This window comes from Sphingomonas hylomeconis (genome assembly GCF_025370105.1).
Lineage (GTDB): Bacteria > Pseudomonadota > Alphaproteobacteria > Sphingomonadales > Sphingomonadaceae > Sphingomonas > Sphingomonas hylomeconis.
Genome location: NZ_JANQBK010000019.1, coordinates 1 through 23,810, shown reverse-complemented (window position 1 = coordinate 23,810; position 23,810 = coordinate 1). Strand labels below are relative to the sequence as shown.

Annotated in this window: 22 protein-coding genes and 1 tRNA gene; 9 read left to right on the top strand and 14 right to left on the bottom strand. The window is 68.1% G+C overall.

Translation table 11 applies throughout. From position 1 onward, the window contains the following. Positions 1–87: 87 nt before the first annotated feature. The gene (locus NV401_RS17535) at positions 88–609 is read right to left on the bottom strand and encodes a carboxymuconolactone decarboxylase family protein (RefSeq protein WP_261295751.1); all 522 of its coding nucleotides are present in this window, start codon (positions 607–609) and stop codon (positions 88–90) included. Between the two features lie 185 nt (positions 610–794). Continuing rightward, positions 795–1,337 carry a peroxiredoxin gene (locus NV401_RS17530; protein WP_010164470.1) on the bottom strand — a complete coding sequence of 181 codons (543 nt, stop codon included), beginning with the start codon at positions 1,335–1,337 and terminating at the stop codon, positions 795–797. A gap of 152 nt (positions 1,338–1,489) precedes the next feature. On the opposite strand from NV401_RS17530, the gene NV401_RS17525 reads away from it, so the two are divergent. Both NV401_RS17525 and NV401_RS17520 read left to right on the top strand, forming a co-directional pair. After that, complete coding sequence (locus tag NV401_RS17525; RefSeq protein WP_261295750.1) at positions 1,490–2,389, top strand: hydrogen peroxide-inducible genes activator; 900 nt, start codon at positions 1,490–1,492, stop codon at positions 2,387–2,389. Positions 2,390–2,475: 86 nt separating this feature from the next. Further along, positions 2,476–3,138: a fasciclin domain-containing protein gene (locus NV401_RS17520; RefSeq protein ID WP_261295749.1), complete on the top strand. Its 663-nt coding sequence runs from the start codon at positions 2,476–2,478 to the stop codon at positions 3,136–3,138. On the opposite strand, the gene NV401_RS17515 is transcribed toward NV401_RS17520, so the two are convergent. From NV401_RS17515 to pgsA, 3 genes are read right to left on the bottom strand one after another with little or no spacing between them, the layout of a single operon-like run. Then, positions 3,135–3,575, bottom strand: coding sequence for a molybdenum cofactor biosynthesis protein MoaE (locus NV401_RS17515; RefSeq protein WP_261295748.1), 441 nt, complete (start codon positions 3,573–3,575; stop codon positions 3,135–3,137). The two genes, NV401_RS17520 and NV401_RS17515, sit on opposite strands and share 4 nt — an antisense overlap. After that, entirely contained in the window at positions 3,572–3,829 is a 258-nt protein-coding gene (gene moaD / locus NV401_RS17510; protein ID WP_261295747.1) for a molybdopterin converting factor subunit 1, read from the bottom strand. The genes NV401_RS17515 and moaD overlap by 4 nt, the downstream gene beginning before the upstream one ends. 2 nt (positions 3,830–3,831) lie before the next feature. Continuing rightward, the gene (gene pgsA / locus NV401_RS17505; RefSeq protein WP_261295746.1) at positions 3,832–4,398 is read right to left on the bottom strand and encodes a CDP-diacylglycerol--glycerol-3-phosphate 3-phosphatidyltransferase; all 567 of its coding nucleotides are present in this window, start codon (positions 4,396–4,398) and stop codon (positions 3,832–3,834) included. Positions 4,399–4,533: 135 nt separating this feature from the next. Here pgsA and NV401_RS17500 point away from each other — a divergent pair, with 135 nt between their 5' ends. Further along, on the top strand, positions 4,534–5,823 hold the full coding sequence (locus NV401_RS17500; protein WP_261295745.1) for an MFS transporter: 1,290 nt from the start codon (positions 4,534–4,536) through the stop codon (positions 5,821–5,823). A gap of 182 nt (positions 5,824–6,005) precedes the next feature. Here the strand turns inward: NV401_RS17500 and NV401_RS17495 are convergent, their stop codons facing one another. Continuing rightward, positions 6,006–6,170: a hypothetical protein gene (locus NV401_RS17495; protein WP_261295744.1), complete on the bottom strand. Its 165-nt coding sequence runs from the start codon at positions 6,168–6,170 to the stop codon at positions 6,006–6,008. A gap of 165 nt (positions 6,171–6,335) precedes the next feature. Here NV401_RS17495 and NV401_RS17490 point away from each other — a divergent pair, with 165 nt between their 5' ends. The 3 genes from NV401_RS17490 (at position 6,336) to NV401_RS17480 (ending at position 11,467) form a co-directional block, all read left to right on the top strand. Continuing rightward, positions 6,336–7,793, top strand: coding sequence for an ATP-binding protein (locus NV401_RS17490; RefSeq protein WP_261295743.1), 1,458 nt, complete (start codon positions 6,336–6,338; stop codon positions 7,791–7,793). A gap of 159 nt (positions 7,794–7,952) precedes the next feature. Continuing rightward, a complete protein-coding gene (locus tag NV401_RS17485; protein ID WP_261295742.1) occupies positions 7,953–10,484 on the top strand; it encodes a glycoside hydrolase family 9 protein in 2,532 nt (843 codons plus the stop codon). A gap of 23 nt (positions 10,485–10,507) precedes the next feature. Further along, on the top strand, positions 10,508–11,467 hold the full coding sequence (locus tag NV401_RS17480; protein ID WP_261295741.1) for an alpha/beta hydrolase: 960 nt from the start codon (positions 10,508–10,510) through the stop codon (positions 11,465–11,467). A gap of 48 nt (positions 11,468–11,515) precedes the next feature. On the opposite strand, the gene NV401_RS17475 is transcribed toward NV401_RS17480, so the two are convergent. From NV401_RS17475 to NV401_RS17440, 8 genes are all read right to left on the bottom strand, one after another. After that, positions 11,516–12,490 carry a DUF2891 domain-containing protein gene (locus NV401_RS17475; RefSeq protein WP_261295740.1) on the bottom strand — a complete coding sequence of 325 codons (975 nt, stop codon included), beginning with the start codon at positions 12,488–12,490 and terminating at the stop codon, positions 11,516–11,518. Further along, a complete protein-coding gene (locus NV401_RS17470) occupies positions 12,490–13,431 on the bottom strand; it encodes a DUF979 domain-containing protein (RefSeq protein WP_261295739.1) in 942 nt (313 codons plus the stop codon). The genes NV401_RS17475 and NV401_RS17470 overlap by 1 nt, the downstream gene beginning before the upstream one ends. Then, positions 13,428–14,081 (bottom strand): DUF969 domain-containing protein, encoded by a 654-nt coding sequence (locus NV401_RS17465; protein ID WP_261295738.1) that lies wholly within the window; start codon positions 14,079–14,081, stop codon positions 13,428–13,430. Before NV401_RS17465 ends, NV401_RS17470 begins: the two co-directional genes overlap by 4 nt. Further along, positions 14,081–17,620, bottom strand: a complete 3,540-nt coding sequence (locus tag NV401_RS17460; RefSeq protein WP_261295737.1) for a hydantoinase B/oxoprolinase family protein — start codon at positions 17,618–17,620, stop codon at positions 14,081–14,083. Before NV401_RS17460 ends, NV401_RS17465 begins: the two co-directional genes overlap by 1 nt. 77 nt (positions 17,621–17,697) lie before the next feature. Further along, the gene (locus tag NV401_RS17455) at positions 17,698–19,527 is read right to left on the bottom strand and encodes a DUF885 domain-containing protein (RefSeq protein WP_261295736.1); all 1,830 of its coding nucleotides are present in this window, start codon (positions 19,525–19,527) and stop codon (positions 17,698–17,700) included. A gap of 156 nt (positions 19,528–19,683) precedes the next feature. Further along, entirely contained in the window at positions 19,684–19,929 is a 246-nt protein-coding gene (locus NV401_RS17450; protein ID WP_261295735.1) for a hypothetical protein, read from the bottom strand. A 260-nt stretch (positions 19,930–20,189) separates the two neighbouring features. Continuing rightward, positions 20,190–20,265 (bottom strand) — tRNA-Ala (locus NV401_RS17445). Between the two features lie 92 nt (positions 20,266–20,357). Next, on the bottom strand, positions 20,358–20,675 hold the full coding sequence (locus tag NV401_RS17440; protein ID WP_261295734.1) for an FYDLN acid domain-containing protein: 318 nt from the start codon (positions 20,673–20,675) through the stop codon (positions 20,358–20,360). A 103-nt stretch (positions 20,676–20,778) separates the two neighbouring features. On the opposite strand from NV401_RS17440, the gene aroA reads away from it, so the two are divergent. The 3 genes from aroA to NV401_RS17425 all read left to right on the top strand — a co-directional run bounded on the left by aroA (position 20,779) and on the right by NV401_RS17425 (position 23,697). Beyond that, the gene (aroA, locus tag NV401_RS17435; RefSeq protein WP_261295733.1) at positions 20,779–22,122 is read left to right on the top strand and encodes a 3-phosphoshikimate 1-carboxyvinyltransferase; all 1,344 of its coding nucleotides are present in this window, start codon (positions 20,779–20,781) and stop codon (positions 22,120–22,122) included. After that, positions 22,119–22,772: a (d)CMP kinase gene (cmk, locus tag NV401_RS17430; RefSeq protein WP_261295732.1), complete on the top strand. Its 654-nt coding sequence runs from the start codon at positions 22,119–22,121 to the stop codon at positions 22,770–22,772. The genes aroA and cmk overlap by 4 nt, the downstream gene beginning before the upstream one ends. A 706-nt stretch (positions 22,773–23,478) precedes the next feature. Then, complete coding sequence (locus NV401_RS17425; RefSeq protein ID WP_261295731.1) at positions 23,479–23,697, top strand: hypothetical protein; 219 nt, start codon at positions 23,479–23,481, stop codon at positions 23,695–23,697. Positions 23,698–23,810 lie beyond the last annotated feature (113 nt).

Sequence of the window (23,810 nt, the reverse complement as noted above, 5' to 3'; positions counted from 1 at the left end):
CCTCATTCTCGATCGAATGTGCGGCGCGATGGATCCTGAATCGAGTTCAGGATGACGGCGCGTTTGGGGGAAGCGGCGCCCCTGAACTCAGTTCACCGCGGCATGGACGGTGGCGACCGCCTTCATCACCGCGCCGATGCGCACTGACGTCTGGATCGCCTCGGCGGTGACTCCGGCCTTTTTCAGGATCTGTTCGTGGCTGTCGATGCACATGCCGCAGCCGTTCATTGCCGAAACGGCCAGGCTGAACAGTTCGAAATCGACCTTGTCGATGCCCGGCTGGCCGATCACGTTCATGCGCAGCTTGGCCGGCATGCGCTGATATTCGTCGTTCCCGGCGAGATGCGTGAAGCGATAATAGACGTTGTTCATCGCCATCACCGCTGCCGCCGCGCGCGCCGCGGTGGCGGCCTCGGGAGTCAGTTTCGGCGCGCATTCGGCCTCCGCTGCGTCGACCAGCGGCTTGTAGCCCGAGCCATGCGCGCAGGTCAGCAGCAGGCCGTATTTCTGCTGATCGGGCAGATGCGCCTCGTTGAGCAGCGAGCCGACATTGAGCCGGATATCCTTGGCATAATCGGGAAGAGTCCCGGCGAAATCCTTGAGGGACATGATATTCCTTTCTGCTCCCCTCCCGCTTGCGGGAGGGGTTGGGGGAGGGCCTGTAGGCAAAAAGAAAGGGCGCGCCCGTGGACACGCCCTCCCAGTCTCGGGTGAAACGCACGCCGGGCGTTTCGGATCGTCCGGGGGACGATCAGCCCGAAACTCCCTCCCGCAAAGCGGGAGGGGAATTTCGATTAGGCCGCCAGCTGGAGGACGTCGTCGCCCTTGTTCCAGTTGCACGGGCACAGTTCGTCGGTCTGCAGCGCGTCGAGCACGCGCAGCGTCTCGGCCGGGTTGCGGCCGACGTTCAGGCCGTTGACCTGGACTGCCTGGATCACGTTGTCCGGATCGATGATGAACGTCGCACGGAACGCGACATGCTCGTTCTTGTCGAGAATGCCGAGCTGCGCTGCCAGCACGCCGCCATTGTCCGCCAGCCACGGGAAGTCGGCGGCGGCCAGATCGGGATCGGACTTGCGCCAGGCGAGGTGGACGTGCGCGGTATCGGTGGAGGCGCCGATCAGCACGGCATCACGATCCTCGAAATCGCCCTTCAGGCCGGCATAGCCGACGATCTCGGTCGGGCAGACGAAGGTGAAATCCTTCGGCCAGTAGAACAGCACCTTCCACTTGCCGGGGAACGCATCCTGGCTGAGCGTTTCGCCGGCGGGAAGCGCGGACGTGCCCTGCTGGACGGGAACGGTGAAGTCGGGGAGCTTGTCGCCGATGGTAAGCATTGGATGGGCCTTCCTGGAAAAAAAGTCGGGCCTTCCGGATGCATCCTCAAAAAGCGGCGCTTTGGCGCGCCGTCTTGTCGAGACGTACATATAGGGTAGCTTTTGATCGATCCAACAGGTTATTTGGCGTCCGTTGATCGACTGGAGCGATGATGGCAACTTACCTGCCGACCCTGAAACAACTGCAATATCTCGTCGCGCTCAAGGATGCCGGCCATTTCGGGCGTGCGGCCGAGGCGTGCTTCGTCACGCAATCCACGCTCTCGGCCGGGATCCGCGAACTCGAGACGCTGATCGGCGTGGTGCTGGTCGAGCGCACGCGCCGCGTGGTGCGCTTCACGCCGCTGGGCGACCGGATCGCCGACAAGGCGCGGATCGTGCTGCGCGAGGCCGACGAGCTGGGCGACATGGCGCGCGCTGCGGGGCGCCCGCTGTCCGGCGACATGCGGATGAGCGTCATCCCGACGATCGCGCCGTTCATGCTGCCGCGTATCCTGCCCCGGCTGCGCACCAATTATCCCGAGCTCAAGCTGTTCCTGCGCGAGGAACCCAGCGGCGCGGCATGCGAAGGGCTGCACAACGGGCGCACCGATTGCGTGCTGCTCGCGCTGCCTTATGCCTGCGGCGACGTGGCCAGCGCCTTGCTGTTCGAGGACGCGCTGTTCGTCGCGGGCACCGCCGCGGAACTGGGCGAAGACGCGCCGGCGATCCGCGCACGCGATATCGACGAGACGCGGCTGCTACTGCTCGAGGACGGGCATTGCCTCAAGGATCACGCGCTGGCCGCCTGTAACCGGCCGGAAATGCGCGCCGAAGCGACGATGCTCGGCACGTCGCTGCACACGATCGTGCAGATGGTGGATAACGGCCTGGGCGTCACGCTGCTGCCGGAAATGGCGCTGAAGGCGGGCATTCTCGATCATACCGGGCTGACCGCGCGGCCGCTCGACGCGGACAGTCCGTCGCGTCAGATCGCGCTCGTCTGGCGCCGCGCCAGCCCGCGCGAAAAGGATTTTCAGCTGCTCGCGCAGGTGCTGGCCGAGGCGCGGTGATGCGCCGAAAGTGAAACAAATCTTGGCTTGGATCGTATCTTTGGGGTGCGCTGCCTGATGGCGCGCGTGACAATCCGGAGATATCCATGACGTCCTACACCAAACTTCCCCTCGTCGCGCTGGCTGCAGCGCTCTCGATCGGCACCGTTTCGGCTCAGACGAAGACGACCGCGCCGACCACCGCCGCGCCGGCTGCACCCGCAGCACAGGCTGCACCGGCAGCACCTGCGGCGGCACCCGGAGTGCCCTCCGCGGCGATCCCCAACCCCGATGTCGGCGGCGCCAAGATGGACATGAGCAAGACGATCGTCGCCAATGCCGCGCTCGCGCCCAACTTGACCACCCTGGTCAAGGCCGTGCAGGCCGCCGGGCTCGATACGACGCTGTCCGGCCCCGGCCCGTTCACCGTCTTCGCGCCGACCAACGACGCGTTCGGTCGCCTCGCTCCGGGCACGGTCGACACGTTGCTCAAGCCCGAGAACAAGGCGTTGCTGACCAAGGCACTGACCTATCACGTCGTGCCCGGCACGATCTCGGCCGAGCAGCTCAAGGCGCAGATCACGGCCGGCGGCGGCAAGGCCACGCTGACCACGGTCGAGGGTGAGCCACTGGTCGCCGAGTTCATCAACAACGCGCTCAGCCTGTCCGACATTCACGGCAACAAGAGCTATGTCGAAGTGCCGGACGTGCGCCAGTCGAACGGCATCGTCCATGTCGTCAACGGCGTGCTGCTGCCGAAACTGAACTAAGCCTGCCACCGCGCGGCAGCGGCGTCGTCGCTGCCGCGCGGCTCTACCCAGCGGGCATCGCTACCGCGCGTCTCGCGCTTCCAGAACGGCGCATCGGTCTTCAGCCGGTCGATCAGGAACGCGCACGCCTCCAGCGCCGCCGCGCGGTGCGGCGCGCTGACCCCGACGAACACGATCCGCTCGCCCGGCCGCATCACGCCGACCCGGTGGACGATGGTCGCGGCAAGAAGCGACCAGCGCGCCACTGCCGTCTCCGCCAGGGTCACCAGCGCCGCCTCGGTCGCGCCGGGATAATGTTCGAGCTCCAGCATGCCGACGCCGTCATCGGCGCGCACCAGCCCGCTGAACGTCGCCACCGCGCCCGCGCCACCGGTCTCGATCGCCGCCATCTCGGTCGCGATATCGATCGGTTCGGCATTCACCAAGACGCGAATCATCCGCCGGTCACCGGCGGGAAGATCGCCACTTCGCGCGCGCCGAGGATCGAGGCGTCGGCGCCGACGAACACTTGATCCACCGCCGCCCGCAACCGCGCCCGATCCGCCAGCGCCTGCGCATGGCCGGGGCTGCGCGTGGCCAGCCAGTCGATCAGCGCCGCCACCGTATCGGTGCCGGCGGGCGGATCGACCCGCTCCTGCCCGGTGCCCACGCCTTCGCGCACCCAGGCGAAATACAGCACGTCGATCGCCATGCTCAGTCCATATGCTTCAGGCCGACGCGGAGATAATCCCAGCCGGTGATCAGCGTCAGCACCGCCGCGCCCCACAAGGCGGCGAGCGAAATCATCTGCAGCACCGGCCAACCGGGCAGCGCGCCGGCGAGGATCAGCCCGCCGAGCGACACCAGCTGCAACGTCGTCTTCCATTTTGCCAGCTTCGACACCGGCACCGACACCTGCAGCTGCGCCAGGAATTCGCGCAAGCCCGACACTGCGATCTCGCGCAGCAGGATGACCAGCGCGGCGATCTGGTGGATGCCGGGGATCAGCGCGGGCTGCGCGTCGCGCGTGCCGACCAGCAGCAGGATGACCGCGGCGACCATGATCTTGTCGGCGATCGGATCGAGGAACACGCCCAGCTTGGATACGGCACCCTGCGCCCGCGCGAGATAGCCGTCGAAATAGTCGGTGACGCCCATCAGGCAGTAGAGCACGAATCCGGCGAGATAGCCGTCCGCCCAACCCGGCCACCACAACAACGCCGCCAGCAGGGGGATCGCGACGATTCGCGACAGGGTGAGGAGATTGGGCAGCGTCCACATGCCCCTGCCCTAGCCTTGCCGACGCGCCGGCGAAAGCCCATCCGCCCGCCGCCCGTTCGATAGCGGTTGCCGCCCACAATGCCGCTCGGCTATGTCGCGGCCACGGGTTCGCCATAAAAAAGGCCGTTTTCGACCATGCTCAATGCGCTCGGCCTTCTCAAAGAGCGCCGTTTCCTGCCGTTGTTCACCACCCAGTTCCTGGGCGCTTTCAACGACAATCTGTTCAAACAGGCGATGGTGCTGTTCGCCACCTACAGCATCTTCAACGATGCCAAGGCGGAGCAAGGGTTCAACGCGCTGGCCACCGGCCTGTCGACGCTGCCGTTCATCCTGTTCTCGGCGCTCGCCGGGCAGTTGGCCGATACCAACGACAAGGCGAAGATCATCCGCATCGTCAAGACGGCGGAGATCCTCATCATGCTGGTCGGTGCCGCCGGACTGCTGCTCGCCAAGGCGGGCCACACCCAGGCCGGCATCGTCTTCATGCTCGGCGCGATCTTCCTGCTCGGCGTCCACTCCACTTTTCTCGGGCCGATCAAATACGCCATCCTGCCGCAGCATCTCGGTAAGGACGACGTGCTCGGCGGCACCGGCCTGGTCGAGGCCGGCACCTATATCGCGATCCTGATGGGCACGATCCTGGCCGGCTACATCTCGATCGAGACGGCGGCGATCGCCGTGCTGGTCGTCGCGGGAATCGGCTGGTTCGCCGGCCGCGAAGTGCCGCCGGCGCCGCGCGAAGGCGCGAATCTCGAAATCAACTACAACCCGTTCACCGCCTCCTGGCGGCTGATCAGCGCGACGATGCACATCCCGCGGCTGTTCCTCGCGATCTGCGCGATCAGCTTCTTCTGGACGATCGGCGCGGTGCTGATCATCATCTTCCCGCCGCTGGTGAAGAACCTGCTCACCACCACGCAGGAGGTCGCCAGCCTGTTCACCGCGACCCTCTCGGTCGGCATCGCGATCGGCTCGGTGGTGATCAACAGCCTGTTGAAGGGCAAGATCTCGGCCAAATACGGCCCCGCCTCGGTTATCGCGATGGGCGTCTGCGTGGTGCTGTTCTCGACGCTGGTCCGGATGTGGACGCCGGCGGCGGCGGGCCAATATTACGACTGGCGCGAATTCATCGCCCAGCCGACCGCGATCCCGGTGATGCTCTCGCTGCTCGCCATCGCGATCACCGGCGGCATGTTCGTCGTGCCGCTCTACGCCTTCCTGACCACCACCGTGACCAAGGACCAGACCGCGCGCACGGTCGCGGCAAACAACGTCGTCAACTGCACCGCGATGACGATCGGTGCCGCGGCGGTGATCTTCATCTCCTCGCTCGGCGTTACGCCGGAGAACATGCTGATGCTGGTCGCGGGCATGTGCCTGATCGCCGCCTGGCTGGCGCACAAGCTGCACCAGGCGTGCGACTGACCACCGTCGACGCCGGCAAATCCCCCCCCGTACGTCATCCTGAACTCGATTCAGGATCCATTTTGCCGGTAGTGCTACCCGCGCACCCGAAGTCCGGAACTCAGCCGCACGATGGATCCCCAGTCGGGTCCCGAATGACAATATTCAGGTAGTTCGGATCTCGTCGCGCCGGGTATGCCGCGTCAAAAGATCAGCGTGTAGATGCAGATGAAGAAGGCGGTGAAGCTCAGCGCGAACAGCTTGAGATCGCTGTCGTCGGGATTGGCCGTCTTGACGCGCGGCGCGCGGACCAGCCGGGCACGGATCGGATGGCGGGGCGGGATAAGCGGGAGACTCGGGCTGGGCATACGCCAGAGTTAACAACCTGTTTACGAATTCGCCAAGGCCGAGGGTGGTTAAGGCTGTACTGCGATGGGACGCCGTACGGTTAATCGCCGCGTCCGGCGCAAAGCGTGCTGGCGATGCGCCTTGCCTCTTGCCCCCGCCTGCCCGCATCGGCCACAGCAGCGCGAATGACGGTACAGGTGGATATGGGGATGGATTCGGGGGGCAATCCCGTGTCCATGGACCTCGAGGAACTCCTCGCCACCCGTCTGCTGGTGCAGGGCAATTCCGGCTCGGGTAAATCGCATCTGCTGCGCCGGCTGCTCGAAAAGAGCGCCGGCCATGTCCAGCAGATCATCATTGACCCCGAAGGCGATTTCGTCACGCTCGCCGGGCCGTACGGCCATGTCGTGGTCGAGGCGGTGAATTATTCGGTGGTCGAGATCGTGCGCTTCGCCGTGCGCTGCCGCGAGGCGCGCGCCTCGGTCGTGCTCGATCTGGAAGGGCTGGATGCCGAGGGGCAGATGCGCTGTGCCGCGGCCTTCCTGGGCGCGCTGTTCGATGCGCCGCGCGAACATTGGTATCCCGCATTGGTGATCGTCGACGAGGCGCAGGTGTTCGCGCCGTCGGTCGGCGGCGACGTCGCGGAGGACGTCCGCAAGGCCTCGCTCGCGGCGATGACCAATCTCATGTGCCGTGGGCGCAAGCGCGGCCTGGCCGGCGTCATCGCCACGCAGCGGCTGGCCAAACTGGCCAAGAACGTCGCCGCCGAAGCCTCGAACTTCCTGATGGGCCGCACCTTCCTCGATATCGACATGGCGCGCGCGGCCGACCTGCTCGGCATGGAGCGGCGCCAGGCCGAGGCGATCCGCGATCTCGCGCGCGGCACCTTCCTGGCGCTCGGCCCGGCCGTGTCGCGCCGCCCGGTCGCGATCCGCATCGGCGCGGTCGAAACTTCCGCACGCAGCGGCAGCCCGATCCTCACCCCGCTGCCCAACTCGGCCGGCCGCGATATGCAGAACATGCTGGCGGCCGAGGCGGAGCAGCCGCAGTTCGTCATGCCTGCACGCGCGCCGAAGCCGGCCCCGGTCGAACAGGTGCTGGGCGACATGGCCGAGGACACGCCCCCTGCCCCCACCCCCTCCACGCTGCCCGACCAGCCCGAGATCGATGCCGAGCAGGTCGTGGCCGATGTGCTGCGCGCGATCGTCGCCGACGACGAGGCGGCGACGCGCTCGGCCGCGGTGCTGTTCCAGGATTTCCAGGTGCGCTGCCGCATGGTCGGCGTGGCCCGCGCACCGCTCGATCTTTCCGCCTTCGCGCGGCGGCTGGCGGCGGCGCGCGCCGGCATCTTCGACGGGCTCGACGACGAATGGGCGCCGGTGATCGAGATCGCGCAGGATCTGCCGGACGACATGCTCGGCGCCTTCCTGCTGATCGCCCGCGCCGCGCGCGACGGCGAACTGTGCCCGACCGATCAGGACGTGGCGCGGATCTACGGCACCAGCTCGCTCGGACGCGCGCGCCGCGTGATGAGCTATATCGAGGGCCGCAACATGTTCGTCACGCGGATCGATCTCGCCGGCAAGCGCTCGATCACCATCCCGCGGCTCGGCTGGACGACGCAGGCGGCCGACGCGGCCTGAGCACCACGCGGGGCCATGTTAGCGGCCATCATCGACCGCCACACGCAAGCGCTCCGGCGGCCTCGCCTCCCATAAGGTCACGCGGCAGGGTCATATTGCCAAGCATCGCCGATTCTTTATGGTAGCGCTCTCAATAAGAGAAAAATGAGAGGATTGCCGATGCCCATACCTCGCCAGGCCCTGCTCGCGGCCATGCTCATGGCATCGGCGATGCCGGCCACGGCGCAGACCACGCTGCGTCTCGATCGCGCCGACTATTTCGAGGCGCCGGGCGTCAACTGGCTGGTCTTTTCGAACATCAACGAAGGCCTCTTCGCCGATGCCAAGATCAGCGGCGTCGAGCTCATCCAGCAGGGCGTGCGCACGGCCACCAACGGCGATGTCCGCCTGGCCGCCACCCCAGGGCAATGGGATCCCGCCGCCGCCTTTGTCCGCCGCCATGTCGACAAGGCTACCGGCGTGATCGAAGCGGTGATGCAATATCCCGACTTCCAATACACGGTGCGCGCGGAGCGGCGCGGCGGATCGGTCGTGCTGTCGGTATTGCTGGATCGGCCGCTCCCCGCCGCGCAGGTCGGCAAGGCAGGGCTGAACCTGGAATTCGTGCCCTCGGCCTATTTCCACCACAGCTATGTGGCGGACGGCCGCCCCGCGCTGTTTCCCCGCTATCCGGCCGATGCGATGCAGCGCACGGCCGCGCGCAATGCGGCGAGCGGGCGCAGCGACGGCCCGGGCGCCGAGCCGCTGCCGTTCGCCACCGGGCGCCGCCTGTTGCTGGCACCCGAGGATCCCGCGCGCCGCGTCGGCATCGCCACGCGGGACGGCAGCCTCGCGCTGTTCGACGGGCGCAATCAGGCGCAGAATGGCTGGTTCGTGGTCCGCCAGCTGTTGCCCGCCGGGCGCACCGGCCGCGTGCTCGAATGGACGCTCGACGCGCACAGCATGCCCGGCTGGCTCCGGCCGCCGGTGATCGGCCATTCCCAGATCGGCTACACGCCGACCGGCGCGAAGGTCGCGACGATCGAGCTCGATCGCGACGACCGCCGCGCGCTGCAGCCGCGCCTGCTCAAGCTGGACGATGCGGGCCGGTTCGCGCCGGTCGCCACCGCCCTGGCGCGCGCCTGGGGCAATTACCTGCGCTACCGCTACGTGCAGCTCGATTTCAGCACGGTGACCGCGCCCGGCACCTACGCGATCGACTATGGCGGCATCAGAACCGCGCCCTTCCCGATTGCGCCCGGCGTGCTGCAGACCGTCTGGAACCTGACCAACGACGTCTATTTCCCGATCGCCATGGATCATGTCGCGGTGAACGAGGCGTACCGCGTGTGGCATGGCGATTCGCACCGCGACGATGCCCGCCAGGCGCCGCTCAACCACGAGCATATCGATCTGTACCGCCAGGGCCCCACCACCGACACGCCGTTCAAGCCCGGCGACCATATTCCCGGGCTGGCGGTCGGCGGCTGGCTCGACGCGGGCGATTTCGACATCCGTACCCAGACCCAGTACCAGGTCGTGCGACAGCTCGTCGACACATGGGAAACGTTCGGGATCGATCGCGATACCGTGTCGGTCGACTGGCCGGCGCGGCGGGTCGAGATGCATCTGCCCGACGGCACGCCCGACATCCTGCAGCAGATCCGCCACGGCAGCCTGCAGCTGCTCGCGCAGCACGATGCGGTCGGCCATGCCATTCACGGCATCGTCGAGCCCGATGTCGGCCAGTACACGCATCTCGGCGACGCGGCGAGCAAGACCGACGGGCTGGTCTACGATCCCCGTCTGAAGCCGTATGAGCGCGCCGACGACAGCAGGGGCAGCCGCAGCGGCACGCCGGACGATCGCTGGGCCTTCACCAGCAAGGCCTCCGCGCTCGATTACGGATCGGCCGCCGCGCTTGCCGCCACCTTTCGCGCCTGGAAGGACCGTGACCCCGTCTTCGCCAGGCGCTGCCTGGATCTCGCCGTGAAGATCTGGGCCGACGAACACGGCCATGCGCCCGACCTGTTCAACCACGGCAACACGACCGGCGGTCCGCTCGAAATGGAGGAGTTCACCGCCGCCGTCGAACTGCTCGCCGCGACCGGCGACCAACGCTATGCCGATCGGGTCCAGGCGCTCACCCCGGCGATGCTCGGCAGCTTCGCGTCCATGGCGACGGTCATGGCGAAAGCCATTCCCTACATGCCGCCAAGCTACCGCAGCCAGCTCGAGCCGAGTGCGCGGGCATGGGCGGCCACCGCGCGCGCGGCAATGCGCGCCAATCCGTTCGGCGTGCCGATCACCAGCGGCGGCTGGGCAGGCAGCGGCGCGGTGCTGAACTTCGGCCTCACCGCCTTCGCGCTCAACCGGGCCTTTCCCGATCTGGTCGATGCGGCGCCCGTCTTCCGCGCGCTCGACTTTCTGCACGGGCATCATCCGGCCTCGGATCGCTCCTTCGTCTCCGGCGTCGGCGCCGTGTCCAAGGAAGTCGCCTATGGCAGCAACCGCGCGGACTTCTCCTTCATCCCCGGCGGCGTCGTGCCCGGCGTGCTGCTGCTCAAGCCCGATTATCCCGAAGCCCGCGACGACTGGCCGTTCTTCTGGGGCGAGAACGAATATGTCGTCCCGGAGGGCGCCATGTACATCGCGCTGGCCAATGCCGGCACCCGGCTCGCGCGCGACGCCGCAAAAGTGACCATCCGCTGAAAACACGAGAGGGAGTGACGATGATGGAACGGCGCACGAAAATCCCGACCCACAGGCTGTTGTCCGCCTTCATCGCCAGAAGCGGTCTGGCCGTGGCGTTCGCTTTGTCTGTGCCGGCACAGGCGCGGGACGATGCCATGACCCCGATTGCGACCCCGGCGCAACCGACCGCGATCGCGCTCGGCACCGGCACGCTGGCCGGTGCGGCGGCGCCCGAATCCTGGCACCGCCAATATGGCAGCCTGTTCGCGCGCAACGTCGTCGTCGCCACGGTGACGCCCTTCCTGCCCGATCCGGCCAGGGCCAGCGGGACGGCGGTGATCGTCGCCCCCGGCGGCGGCTTCCGCACGCTGTCGATGGAGAATGAAGGCTGGGACGTGGCCAGGGCGCTGGCGGCCAAGGGGGTCGCCGCGTTCGTGCTGAAATACCGTCTGAAGCAGACCCCGCGCGACATGCCGGGCTTCGAGCGCTCGATGGCGGAAATGTTCTCGACGACCGCCGCGCGCCCGCCGCGGCCCGTTATGGACGCGATTATGGCGGACCTCGCGCGGCAGATCACCGATTCGCGCGCTGCGTTCGCGCTCATCCGCCGCCGCGCGGCCGAATGGCACGTCGATCCGAACCGCATCGGCATGATCGGGTTTTCCGCCGGCGCGATGCTGACCATGGCGACCACCCTGGCGGGCCAGGATGCCAGACCGGCCTTCATCGCAGATATCTACGGTCCGCTCGACCGCGTCACGGTCCCGGCAAACGCCCCGCCGCTGTTCGTCGCCCTGGCAGCCGACGATCCCTTTTTCGCGCATAGCGGCTTTGGCCTCATCGACGCCTGGAAAGCCGCCGGGCGCCCGGTGGAGTTCCACCTCTACGAACAGGGCGGGCACGGCTTCGGCATGTATCGCAAGGATACCACCAGCACCGGCTGGTTCGACGCCTTCGTCCGCTGGCTCGACATGCACGGCATGTTGCAGCCGGCCAGATAGGCCGTCCGGACGGGCCAGAAGGTCCGCGCCTGACGCCCCCGCCTTTCCTCAGGCGGTGATCGCGAGCAGCGCGAACGTCGCCAGCCAGTGCTCGCCCATATAATCGTCGGCGAGATGCGGCAGCGCGGCGGCAAGATGCGCGTCGGCGGTGGCGCGGGCAGCGGCGGGATCGGGCAGGTCGCCCGCGAGGCTGCGCCAGCACCAGGCGCGCGCCAGGTTCAGCCCGTCGAGATGCGCGAGCCGTCCGTCGCTGCGATCCGAAACCGTGGCGGGGGTGCGCAGGCAGGCGATCGACGGGCCGCTGGGATCCGGCATGAACGCGGCAAGCCAGGGCGCGAATGCCGTCCCCAGCACGTCCTGCATCAACACCGCCTCGCACAGGGTGGCGGAGAGGAAATCCTCGCCGCTCGGCTCCCACGGGCGCGCATCGCGGTCCGCGCCGAACCAGCCCTGCGATCGCGCCTCGATCAGCCCCGCCAGCACCGCATCGTGCGTGCGCGCCCAGCGCAGCGCATGGATCAGCGCGAACGCGGTGCTGTCGTGCTTGCCGCTGCGCACCGGATAGGCAAGCTTGGGCAGATAGGCGGCGAAGCGCTGGGCAAAGGCCCGCGCGAGCGGCTCCAGCGCCGTCGCCCAGGGCCGATCGGGGCGCAGCGCCAGTTCATCGTGCAGCGCCAGCAGCCAGCCCCAGCCGTACGGCCGCTCGAACCCGCCGGTCATCGGCCGGTCGAGATAGGCCAGTTCCCCCGCCACCCGGTCCGCCACCAGCATGCGATCCGCCAGCGCCTCGATCGCCGGCGTCGCGGCCATTTCCGGGAACAGCCGCGCCAGCCGCATCACCTGCCACCAGCCATGCACGCAACTGTGCCAGTCGAAACTGCCGTGGAAGATTGGATGCAGCGTGCTGGGGCGCGCGAGATCGTCCGGGCCGGTGAGGATCTGATCGAGCTTGTATGGCCATTCGCGCGTCAAATGCCCGAGCGTGAGTTGCGCGAAGCGCGCGGCGGTATCGGCATCGAGCATCAGCGGAATCCCAGCCAGTAGAGCAAGACGATATTGACGGCGAGCAGCGGCAAGGCGGTCGGCACCTGCGCGCGGATCACCGCGCTCTTGTCCTTGAGATCGAGCAAGGCGGCGGGCACGAGATTGAAGTTCGCCGCCATCGGCGTCATCAGCGTGCCGCAGAATCCGGCGAGCATGCCGATCGCCGCGATCACCGCCGGATCGCCGCCATAGCGCCCGATCAGCAGCGGCATCGCGACCGCGGCGAACATCACCGGGAAGGCGGCGAAGGCGTTGCCCATCACCATCGTGAACGCCGCCATGCCCAGCGCATAGACCAGGACCGCGCCGATCAGGCTGCCGTCGGGGATCGCCGCGCCGGCAATGCCGCCCACCACCTGCCCGACGCCGGCGAGCGCGAACACCGCGCCGAGGCTGGCCAGCATCTGCGGCAGCACCGCCGCCCACCCCACGCTGTCCATCAGCCGCAGCCCCTCGGCAAACGGCGTGGCGGGGCGCGGCCGGAACCAGGCATAGCCGATCCCCAGCGCGAGGATCACGCCGCAGGTCAGCGCGACGAGCGTGATCTGCTTGGGATCGACCAGCGCCGGCACCGCCGTGAACGCCAGCGTGCCGAGCAAGGCCGTCGCCGGGATGACCAGGGCGGGCAGGAACAACCGGTTGCCGCGCGCAGTCGCCTCGGCCTGGCGCTCGACCGGCCCGGTGGTGCCCCGCGCGCCGCGACCCATCGCGCCGGTCCCGGCAATCGCGACCAGGCCCAGCACGAGCACGCCGTTGCCGATATCGCCGATCCGGTCGCCGAACAGGAAACTGACGCCGAGCAACGCGTAGAAGCCGGCATTGCCGAAGCGTTTGGGATTGTCGCGATCGATTGCGCTGAGCACAGCGAAGCCTGCGAACATCAGCCCGGCGACGGCGTAGATGAAGTTGGTGCCGATCATGCGCTGCGCGCCAGCCGGCGATCGAGCCACCACAGCCGCCCGCCATGGATCAGCAACGCGGCGATCGCGGTCGGGATCGCCCAGAGCGACAAATGCAGCGGCTGGATCGTGATGCCATAGCCTTCCAGCACGCCCTTCATCAGCAGGATCGATCCGATCGCGATGAAGATGTCCTCGCCGAAGAACAGCCCGATATTGTCGGTCGCCGCCGCCATCGCCGGGATCGCATCGCCGCCGGGCGGCACGCCCTGCCGCTCCGCCGCCGCCTGCGCCATCGGCGCGACCAGCGGGCGCACGCTCTGCGCCGGCCCGGCGATCGAGGTCAGGCCGAGCGCGGCGGTGATCTGGCGGAACAGCAGATAGCCGATCAGCAGCCGCCCGACCGTGGCCCCCTTCAGCGCGGCGATCGTGCCGCGCGCGCGTTCCTGCAGCCCGTGCCGTTCGAGCAGACCGATCACCGGCAGCACGATGTAGATCGCGCTGACATAGCGGTTGGCGTTGAACGCCTTGCCGAACGCGGCGAGGATGGCGAGCGGATCCAGCCCGGCCGCCAGCCCGGTGACCAGCGCCGAGACGGCGACCACCAGCAGCGGGTTGAAGCGCAGCAGGAAGCCCGCGACGATGACGGCGATACCGGCAAGAACGAGCATCAGGCCTCTCCGAATCCGCCGCCGCCGGGCGTGTCGATGACGAACACGTCGCCGGCCTGCATGTCCACCTTGGCGGTCGAGCCGAGCCGTTCGATCGCGCCGTCGGCGCGTTCGACGCGCGTCGCGCCGGCCTCGCCGTCCGCTCCGCCGTCGAGCCCGAACGGCGGCACGCGGCGCCGATTGGCGAGAATACAGGCGGTCATCTCAGCCAGGAAACGCACCCGCCGCGTGCCGCCGGCGCCGCCCCGGTGCGCGCCCGTCCCGCCCGAACCGCGCCGAATCGAGAATTCCTCGAGCAGCACCGGAAAGCACGTCTCGAAGATCTCGGGATCGGTCAGCCGGCTGTTGGTCATGTGCGTCTGGATCACCGGCGTCCCGTCATACATCGGCCCGGCGCCCGATCCGCCGGCGATCGTCTCGTAATATTGATAGGTATCGTCGCCGAAGGTGAAGTTGTTCATCGTGCCCTGGCTCGCCGCCATCGCGCCGAGCGCGCCGAACAAAGCGTCGGTGACGACCTGGCTGGTCTCGACATTGCCCGCCACCACCGCCGCCGGGAAGCGCGGGTTGAGCATCGAGCCTTCGGGTACGCGGATCGTCACGCCGCGCAGGCACCCGTCGTTGAGCGGCACTTCCTCGTCCACCAGCACGCGCATCACGTACAGTACCGCCGCGCGGACGATCGACACCGGGGCGTTGAAATTGTTCGGGCGCTGCGCGCTGGTACCGGCGAAATCGATCGTCATCGTGCCCGCCGCGCGGTCGACGCGGACGGCGACGCGCACCACCGCGCCGTCATCCATCTCATAGGCGAAGGCACCATCATCGAGCCGCGCGATCAGCCGGCGCACGGCGGCGTCGGCATTGGCCTGGACATGCTCCATATAGGCGCTGACCACGTCCGCGCCGTACTCGCCGACAATCCGCGCCAGCCCGGCAGCCCCCCTGGTGCAGGCGGCAAGCTGCGCGGCGAGGTCGGTGATATTCTGGTCGATGTTGCGCGCGGGATAGGCGCCGCCGGCGAACAGCGCGCGCAGTTCGGCGTCCAGGAACCGCCCTTCGTCGACCACCAGCACATCGTCGAGCAACACGCCTTCCTGCTCGACCGAGACGCTGTCGGGCGGCATCGATCCCGGCGTGATCCCGCCAACATCGGCATGGTGGCCGCGCGCCGCGACGAACCAATCGGGCGTGTCGCTGTCTTCCGCGAAGACCGGCATGATCACGGTGATGTCGGGCAGGTGCGTGCCGCCGCGATAGGGCGCGTTGAGCGCATAGGCATCGCCGCGACGGATGCCGCGCCCATCCGCATTGCCCCCGCGCGCGGTAATGATCGTGCGGATGCTCTCGCCCATCGAGCCGAGATGCACCGGGATATGCGGCGCGTTGGCGACGAGGTTGCCCGACGCATCGAACAGCGCGCAGGAGAAATCGAGCCGCTCGCGGATGTTGACCGAGGCGGCCGAGCGCTGCAGCGCCGCGCCCATTTCCTCGGCGATGCTCATGAACAGGCCGGCGAAGATCGCCAGCCGGGTGGGATCGCTGGCGGTGCCGATGCTTGCGGCGCGGCGGGCCGATCGGCGCTCGAGGATGAGGTTGCCGATCGTGTCGACCCGCGCGCCCCAATCCGGTTCGACGACCGTGGTGGAGACGGGATCGATGATCAGCGCCGGCCCGTCGAGCCGATGCCCGGCGGGCAGGCCGTCGCGGGCCCAGACGGGCGTATCGTGCCACGCCCCGGCCATGTGGACCGGGACCACCGCCATCGCCGCGGCGGCCGCTCCCGCCCGGTCGATCAGCTTCGTCTGCGCCGACGCGCTCGCCGCGATCGCTTCCGCCACGAGCCGATCGACGATCAGCGGCTGCGTGCTGGCAAAGCCGAATTGCGCGACATGCGCGGCGTCGAACGCCGCGACCATCGCGGGCGTATCGGCCCAGTCCAGCTCGATCGTATGCTCGGTCTGACCCCGCCGCAGATGCACGCGCCGCTCGACCACGATACTCCCGCGATCGATGCCCTGCGCGGCCAGATCGTCGCCCGCGGCGCGCGCCAGCGCCTCGATCGCGGCGCTGACCGTCTCGCGCGCGTCGATCCCGACGCCCAGCGTCTTCTCGCGCAGCACGCGCCGGTCGGCCAGCCCCATGCCATAAGCGGAGAGGACCCCGGCGAGCGGGTGGATCATCACCCGGTCCATCCCGAGCGCATCGGCGACGAGACAGGCGTGCTGCCCGCCCGCGCCGCCGAAGCAGGCGAGCGTGTAACGCGTCACGTCATGGCCGCGCGCCACGGAGATCTTGCGGATCGCATTGGCCATATTGGCGACCGCCACGGCAACGAACCCCTCGGCGGCATCCTGCGCGTCGAGCGGCAGGTCGGCGAAGCGCGCCGTCACCGCGGCGCGGTCGAGCGGCTGGTCACCCCCGGCCCCGAACAGCGCGGGAAAGAAGTCGGGGCGCAGCTTGCCGAGCATGACGTTGCAGTCGGTCACGGTCAGCGGGCCGCCGCGGCGATAACAGGCCGGGCCCGGCACCGCGCCGGCGCTCTCCGGCCCGACCAGCAAGCGCTGCCCGTCGAACCGGCAGATCGATCCGCCGCCCGCCGCGACGGTATGGATGCGCAGCATCGGCGCCCGGATGCGCGCGCCGGCGATCAGCGTCTCGGTGTCGCGTTCATAGCTACCGGCATAATGCGACACGTCGGTCGAGGTCCCGCCCATGTCGAAGCCGATCACCCGATCGAATCCGGCCTCGCGCGCGGTCGCCGCCATGCCGACGATGCCACCCGCCGGCCCGGACAATATGGCATCCTTGCCGCGGAAATGCGCGCCATCGACGAGCCCGCCCGACGATTGCATGAACAGCGCGCTCTGCCCCAGCGCCGCGCTCAGCCCTTCGACATAGCGATCGAGCACCGGCGACAGATAGGCGTCGACCAAGGTCGTATCGCCGCGCCCGATCAGCTTGATCAGCGGCGCGACCCGGTGGCTGACCGAGATCTGCTCGAACCCGATCTGCGCCGCGAGCTCCGCCAGCGCCGTCTCGTGATCCGCGAAGCGATAGCCGTGCATCAGCACGATGGCGATCGATCGCAACCCGCGATCATAGGCGTCCTGCAGACCGGCATAAGCCGCACCGCGATCGAGCGGCGCCATCACCCGGCCGTCCGCCGCGGTCCGCTCGTCGATCTCCACGACGCGCGCGAACAACGGGGCCGGGCGCGTCAGGTCGCGCGCGAAAATATCCGCGCGCTCCTGATGCCCGATGACCAGCGCATCGCCGAAGCCGCGCGTGATCGCCAGCAGCGTCGGCTCGCCCTTGCGTTCGAGCAGGGCGTTGGTGGCGATGGTCGTGCCGATGCGGAGTTCCAGCGGCACGTCTCGGCCCCCGGTCAGCCGCCGGATCGCCTCGACCGCCGCATCGGCATAGCGTTCGGGGTCTTCCGACAGCAATTTGACCGTCACGGTTTCGCCATCGGGCGTCCGCGCCACCACGTCGGTAAACGTGCCGCCGCGATCGATCCAGAACTGCCAGGGTGCCATGCAAGCCTTTTCCGTGTCCGAGCGCTGGCCGGCGCGGGTGCCCTGGCCTGGCGTTACCGCCATCGGTTCATTCTGCATCAGCTCGCGCGACGGGCGGCGATCCAGCGATCGACCTGCCGTTCGAGCACCGGCAGCGGCAGGGAGCCCGAGCCGATCAGCAGATCGTGAAAGCCGCGCAGGTCGAACTTCGCGCCGAGGTCGCGCTCGGCCTTGCGGCGCAGCTCGACGATCTTGAGCATGCCGATCTTGTAGCCGGTCGCCTGCCCCGGCAGGGTGATGTAGCGGCGGACTTCGGACTGGCCCTGGTCCGGCGAGGCGCGGCCAATGTTGACGATATAGTCGATCGCCTGCTGCTCGGTCCAACCCTTGGCATGGATGCCGGTATCGACCACCAGCCGCGCGGCGCGGAACAGCTCCGCGTCCAATCGCATGAAATCGTCGGATGCCTCAGGGAACGCGCCCATTTCCTTGCACAGCGCCTCGGCATAGAGGCCCCACCCTTCGCCGAACGCGACATAGCGCGCGCTCTGGCGGAATTTCGGCCCACCGCTTTGGCCGACCTGGATATCGCCCTGCATGACATGGCCCGGCACGCCTTCGTGGCACATCAGGTCGCGCAATGCCGAGGGCGGCGTCGTATCGGTGGTGCCGAGCAGGTGGACATAGACGCGGCCGGGCCGGGCCCCGTCGCGGCTCGGGCCCGCGGCATGCGCTGCGCCACCGGCGACTTCGCTGAACGACGGCTCGCGGATCACCTCCATCGCATGGACCGGCACCTTGCCGAAATAGCGCGGCAGCAACGTGCGGTTGAAGGCGAGCGCGGCATTGGCGTCCTTCAGATATTTCGCGCGCAGCGTGTCGTTCCACGGCACCACCGGAAAACGGCGGGCGATGTCCGCGTAAAAGGCCTCACGATCCTTCAACCCGGCGGTCCGGGCGAGCGCATCCTGCTCACCCTCGATCCGCTTCACTTCGGCCAGGCCGATCTGGTGGATCTGATCGGCGCTCAGGTCGGTGGTGGTGTTGAGCTTCAGTGCGGCCGCATACCAGGCGGCGCCGTCGGGCAGCGTCAGCGCGCCGACGCGTCCGCTCGGCGCGCGCGCCAGGTCCGCCTGTGCCCAGGCGATCACCCGGTCATAGGCCGGCTTGATCGTCAGCAATGCCGCGCGCGTGTCGGCGAGCAGCGTCGCCGCCGCGGCCGCGTCGAGCTTGCCCCCCGTCTGCAGCTTGGCGACCTTGGCTTGGGCGTCGGCCCAGAGCGGCGAGGCCGCGCCATCGTCGAACGGCGCACCGGTGACGATCGCGTGGCTGCCGGTGATGACGCGCTCGATCTGGAATTTCGGCGCCCGCACGCCGGCGGCGTCGGCTGCGCGGCTTTGCTGGATCGCGGTGTCGAGCACCGCCGTTATCGCCCGCAGGCGCGCGGCATAGGCGCGCATATCGCCAGCATCCTGCACGGTATGCGTGTTGATCAGGAAGTTCGGCAGTTGCGCATGCGCCGAATACAGGAAGGAATAGAAAGGCGGCGCCTGCAGGCGGAACCGATAGCCCAGCTCGGCGCGGTCGAGCTCCAGCGCCCAGATGTCGTAATTCACCTGCGCATCGGGCGAGAGCTTGGCCCGATCGAACCCGGCCTTCATCCGCGCCACGCTGGCACGGCGCCAATCCAGCCGCCGCAGTGCCGCGGCGTCGCTATTGTCGTCGAGCCGGTCCTGCCCGTCCTTCAGCCCCAGCTGCGTGGCAAGCTGCGGCCGGTTCTGCAGTTCCTCGGCAAACTCCTTGTCGAGAAACGCGTACAGCCGGGCATCCTCCGCCGGGGCCGGCGCGACGATCGGCATTTGCGCGGCCAGGCCGGCCGGTATTGCGAACGCCAGGGCGGCGGCTTGGAGCCAGGGGAGTTTGCGCATGATGGTCCCTCGATGATTGTCGGGGGGACCGTATCGCCGCCATACGCCGCGGTGAAGCGCTAACCGTCAGCCGGGCGGTGTGGCATGTCCGCACCGCCGGCAAGGCGACGACCGTCGCGCGCGTCGTCACGACGTCCGGCCGCCATGACGCCGCAGCTAGTCTTCGTCGGTCACCGCATTGACGTTGTCGTCCCCGGCGACCGCATCCCCGCCCCCGTGATATTCCTTCTTGCTCTGGCCGCCCTGATACGAGCCGGGCTTGGTCTCGACCAGATCCTGATCCTTGTACGCACCGCCGCCGCTTTCGCCGCCGCCGGTGCGGCCGACATTCTCGGCATCGTCGGCGGGGCTGCCTTTGGCATCGGGCTCGGGCATGGCTTGCATCGGTGTCTTCGACATCATTCGGGCATCCTGCTTTGGGTCCATGTCATGGACGATCGGTCGGCCCATCCGTTCCAGCAACGCGCACGATAGCGTACGAGGTCGGGCGCAGCGCATCGCGAACGCCTGCCCGCCCGATCATGTCGCACGCACGTGCATCGGCCGCGCCGACGCGGACGACGACAGGTGCGATCAAGTCGATAGTTGGTGGTGCGATGACCGGCGGGACGATCCCCATCCTGCGGCAATCCCGAGCGATCCTAGTCGCGCAATCCGAAGATTGGTGGAGCCGAGGGGGATCGAACCCCTGACCTTTCGCATGCCATGCGAACGCTCTCCCAGCTGAGCTACGGCCCCATCTCCCGGGTGGGTTGGCCCCGGGAAGGCGCTGCCCCTAAACGGGCCTCGCCGCTTTGGCAAGCGGTGTCGAACACCGCTTGCCGATTAACTTAATGCTCGTCCTGCTCGACCGGCGTTTCCACGCCGAGATCGTCGTCGCCGCCGAGATCGACCTCGTCGTCGGGCGAGGGCTCTTCGTCTTCACCGGTGTCGATATCCTCGTCGTCGCCGGCGAGATCGTCATCCTTCTTGACCAGCTCGGGCTTGGCCTGCTCGAACGGCAGCGGCTGCTTGGATTTCAGGATCGGCTCGGGCGTCCAGGTCGAGCTGCACTCGATGCAGGTGACCGGATCTTCGTTGCCCAGATCATAGAAGCGCGTTGCGCATTTCGGGCACGTTCTCTTCGTGCCCCATTCGGCCTTGACCATGGCGTGGTAGAACCTTTCGAAATTCGGGAGTTTGCTAAGCGATGCCCAGCAAAGTGGGGCGCGCCTTGCCATAGCACAAGCGCACTGTCAAAGCGCAGGCCCCATGGCACACCCCGTCCCCGCCCCCCGCGAGATCCATCGCTCCGGCCCGCTCCGCGGCCGCGTGCACGTCCCCGGCGACAAGTCGATCAGCCACCGCGCGCTGATGCTGTGCGCGCTCGCCGTCGGCGAAAGCCGGATCGAGGGATTGCTGGAAGGCGAGGACGTGCTCGCCACCGCCGCCGCGATGCGCCAGATGGGCGCCGAGATCACGCGCGACGATGACGGCGTGTGGCACGTCCACGGCGTCGGCGTCGGCGGGCTGATGCAGCCGGCGCAAGCGCTGGAAATGGGCAATTCCGGCACCTCGACCCGCCTGCTGATGGGCCTGATCGCAGCCCACGGCATCACCGCCACCTTCACCGGCGACGCTTCGCTCTCGGCGCGACCGATGGCGCGCGTGATCGAGCCGCTGTCGCAAATGGGCGCAGACATCACGTCGAGCCCGGGCGGCCGCCTGCCGCTGATGGTGCGCGGGATGAACCCCGCCGTGCCGATCACGTACACGCTCCCCGTCGCCTCGGCACAGGTCAAGTCCGCGATCCTGCTCGCCGGGCTCAACACGCCGGGCATTACGCGCGTGATCGAGCCGGTGGCGACGCGCGACCATAGCGAGCGCATGCTCGCCGGCTTCGGCGCCGATCTCACCGTAGAACAGACGGCGGAGGGCCGGATCATCTCGCTGGTCGGCGAGGCGGAGCTCAAGCCACAGCACATCGTCGTGCCCGGCGATCCCTCGTCCGCCGCCTTCCTGGTGGTCGCGGCGACGATCGTGCCGGGCTCCGACATCGTCGTCACCAATGTCGGGCTCAACCCGACCCGCGCCGGCATCTTCACCGCGCTCAGGATGATGGGCGCCGACATTACCGAACAGGACGCCCGTACCGTCGGCGGCGAGCCGGTTGCCGATCTGCGCGTGCGCCATGCCCCGCTCACCGCGATCGACGTGCCGGCCGCGCTCGCGCCGAGCATGATCGACGAATATCCCGTGCTGTTCGTCGCCGCTGCCTGCGCCACCGGCCGCACCGTCGCGCGCGGCGCGCATGAGCTGCGCGTCAAGGAATCGGACCGCATCGCGGCGATGGTCGCGGCACTCGGTTCGATCGGCGTCGCGACGGAAGAATTTGACGATGGCCTGGCGATCACCGGCAGCGGTGGCGCGGCCCTGCCCGGCGGCGGCACGATCGCCTCGCTGCTCGATCACCGCATCGCGATGAGCCTGGCGGTCGCCGGCATGGTCTGCGCCGCGCCGGTGACGATCGACGACGTCGCGCCGGTCGCCACCAGCTATCCGATCTTCTTCGCGACGCTAGACACGCTTCAGGGAACGAACGAGGTACCATCGTGATCATCGCCGTCGACGGCCCCGCTGCCTCGGGCAAGGGCACGATCGCCCGCGCGCTGGCGCGGCACTACAAGCTGCCGCAGCTCGACACCGGGCTGCTCTACCGCGCCGTCGCCGAAAAGGTTTCGCGCATTGGCCTGGATCACACGATCGAGGCCGATGCCGTCGCCGCCTGCGATTTCGACGATGCCTTGCTCGACGATCCCGTGCTGCGCAGCGACGAGGTCGGCAAGCTCGCCTCGATCGTCTCGGCGCATCCGCTGGTCCGCGCGGCCTTGTTCCACCGCCAGAAGCGCTTCGCCGCGCAGCCCGGCGGCGCGGTGCTCGACGGGCGCGACATCGGCACGGTGATCGCGCCCGACGCCGACGCCAAATTGTTCATCCGCGCTACCCCCTCGATCCGCGCCAAGCGCCGCCACGCCGAACTGCGCGACAACGGCTCGACCGTCAGCCTCGACAAGGTGCTGGCCGACATCCGGGCGCGCGATTTGCGCGATTCCACGCGCAGCGCGGCGCCGTTGGTGGCGGCGCCGGATGCGGCGCTGCTGGATACCAGCTTCCTGTCGATCGAGGCCTCGGTGCAGCGCGCAATCGAGCTGGTCGAACGGCAACTGGCGCTGAAGGCCGAGCGGGACGCCTACAAGCGCTCCTGATTGGCCCTACCCTGCGAACGTTACCCGGCATCTTTGATCAGCGATGATGCGTGGCATACCCGTCAAATGATGATGGTGAATTTCGGGACGAACCAGCCGTTCTTCCTCTCGTCACCCCGGACGGTCCGGGGTCCACCTGGCGGCGCGCAACGCCGTGGGTGTCGAACGCACCCTGCGCCTGCGATCCACCCCCCCGTCACCCCGGGCTTGACCCGGGGTCCCGCTTCCCGGCCTAAGCTATCGTATCAAACCGATCCCGCTCCGCGGGATGCCGCGTTCGTTCAGCGCGTACTTCCATGCACGCCGCCGCAATTTAAGTCGCTTCTTGGGCGCGATGGCATCGGAAGTAGACTGTGTTTGGCCGGCCTACACTAGACGGTGCAGACTGTAGCGCTGGCAGAAGTCGGATCCGTCGCCAGCCGGTGCTGCCGGACGCGTGCCGGCAGGTCGGCGGCAACGCCGACATACAGGCGCCGCCATAGCGATCGGCCATCATATAGATCCACCCGCCCCGATGCCCATCGCGGCACAAGATGAGAAGCGGGACCTAGGGTCAAGCCCGGGGCAACGATCAAGGCGCAATGGCCGCTTCCCACAATAACCGGACGTCGGCGCCGCTAGCGGCGGCACCAAAGGGAACTGCCCCCTTACGCCCAATTGCGGACATCACTGCAAGGTGCGAAACCGGCTTCGTTCGGAGGTAGCCATGATACTCCTGCCCTCGCTGCGCTTGCCTATCGCAGCCCTGCTCGCCGCCACCCTAATGGCCTGGCGTGCTTACGAGATCGCTCCGATTTACTCGGTCGTGCAGGCCGAAATGGCGGGTTGGATCATGCTGGGGTCGCTCTTGCTCGCGGTGAGTTTCTTTTGGGAGTTGATACGCTGGTATCAGCGAATGGATCGGCGACACTTACCGAAAAGCTGATGTCCGCGTTCCCCTATAATCGGACGTCCGGCATGCTCGGTCGCCATCCCGAAAGCGGATCTTCCGCTCACGCCCACACCCGGACGTTCAGGCTGGCAATCCGGGCGCCCAAC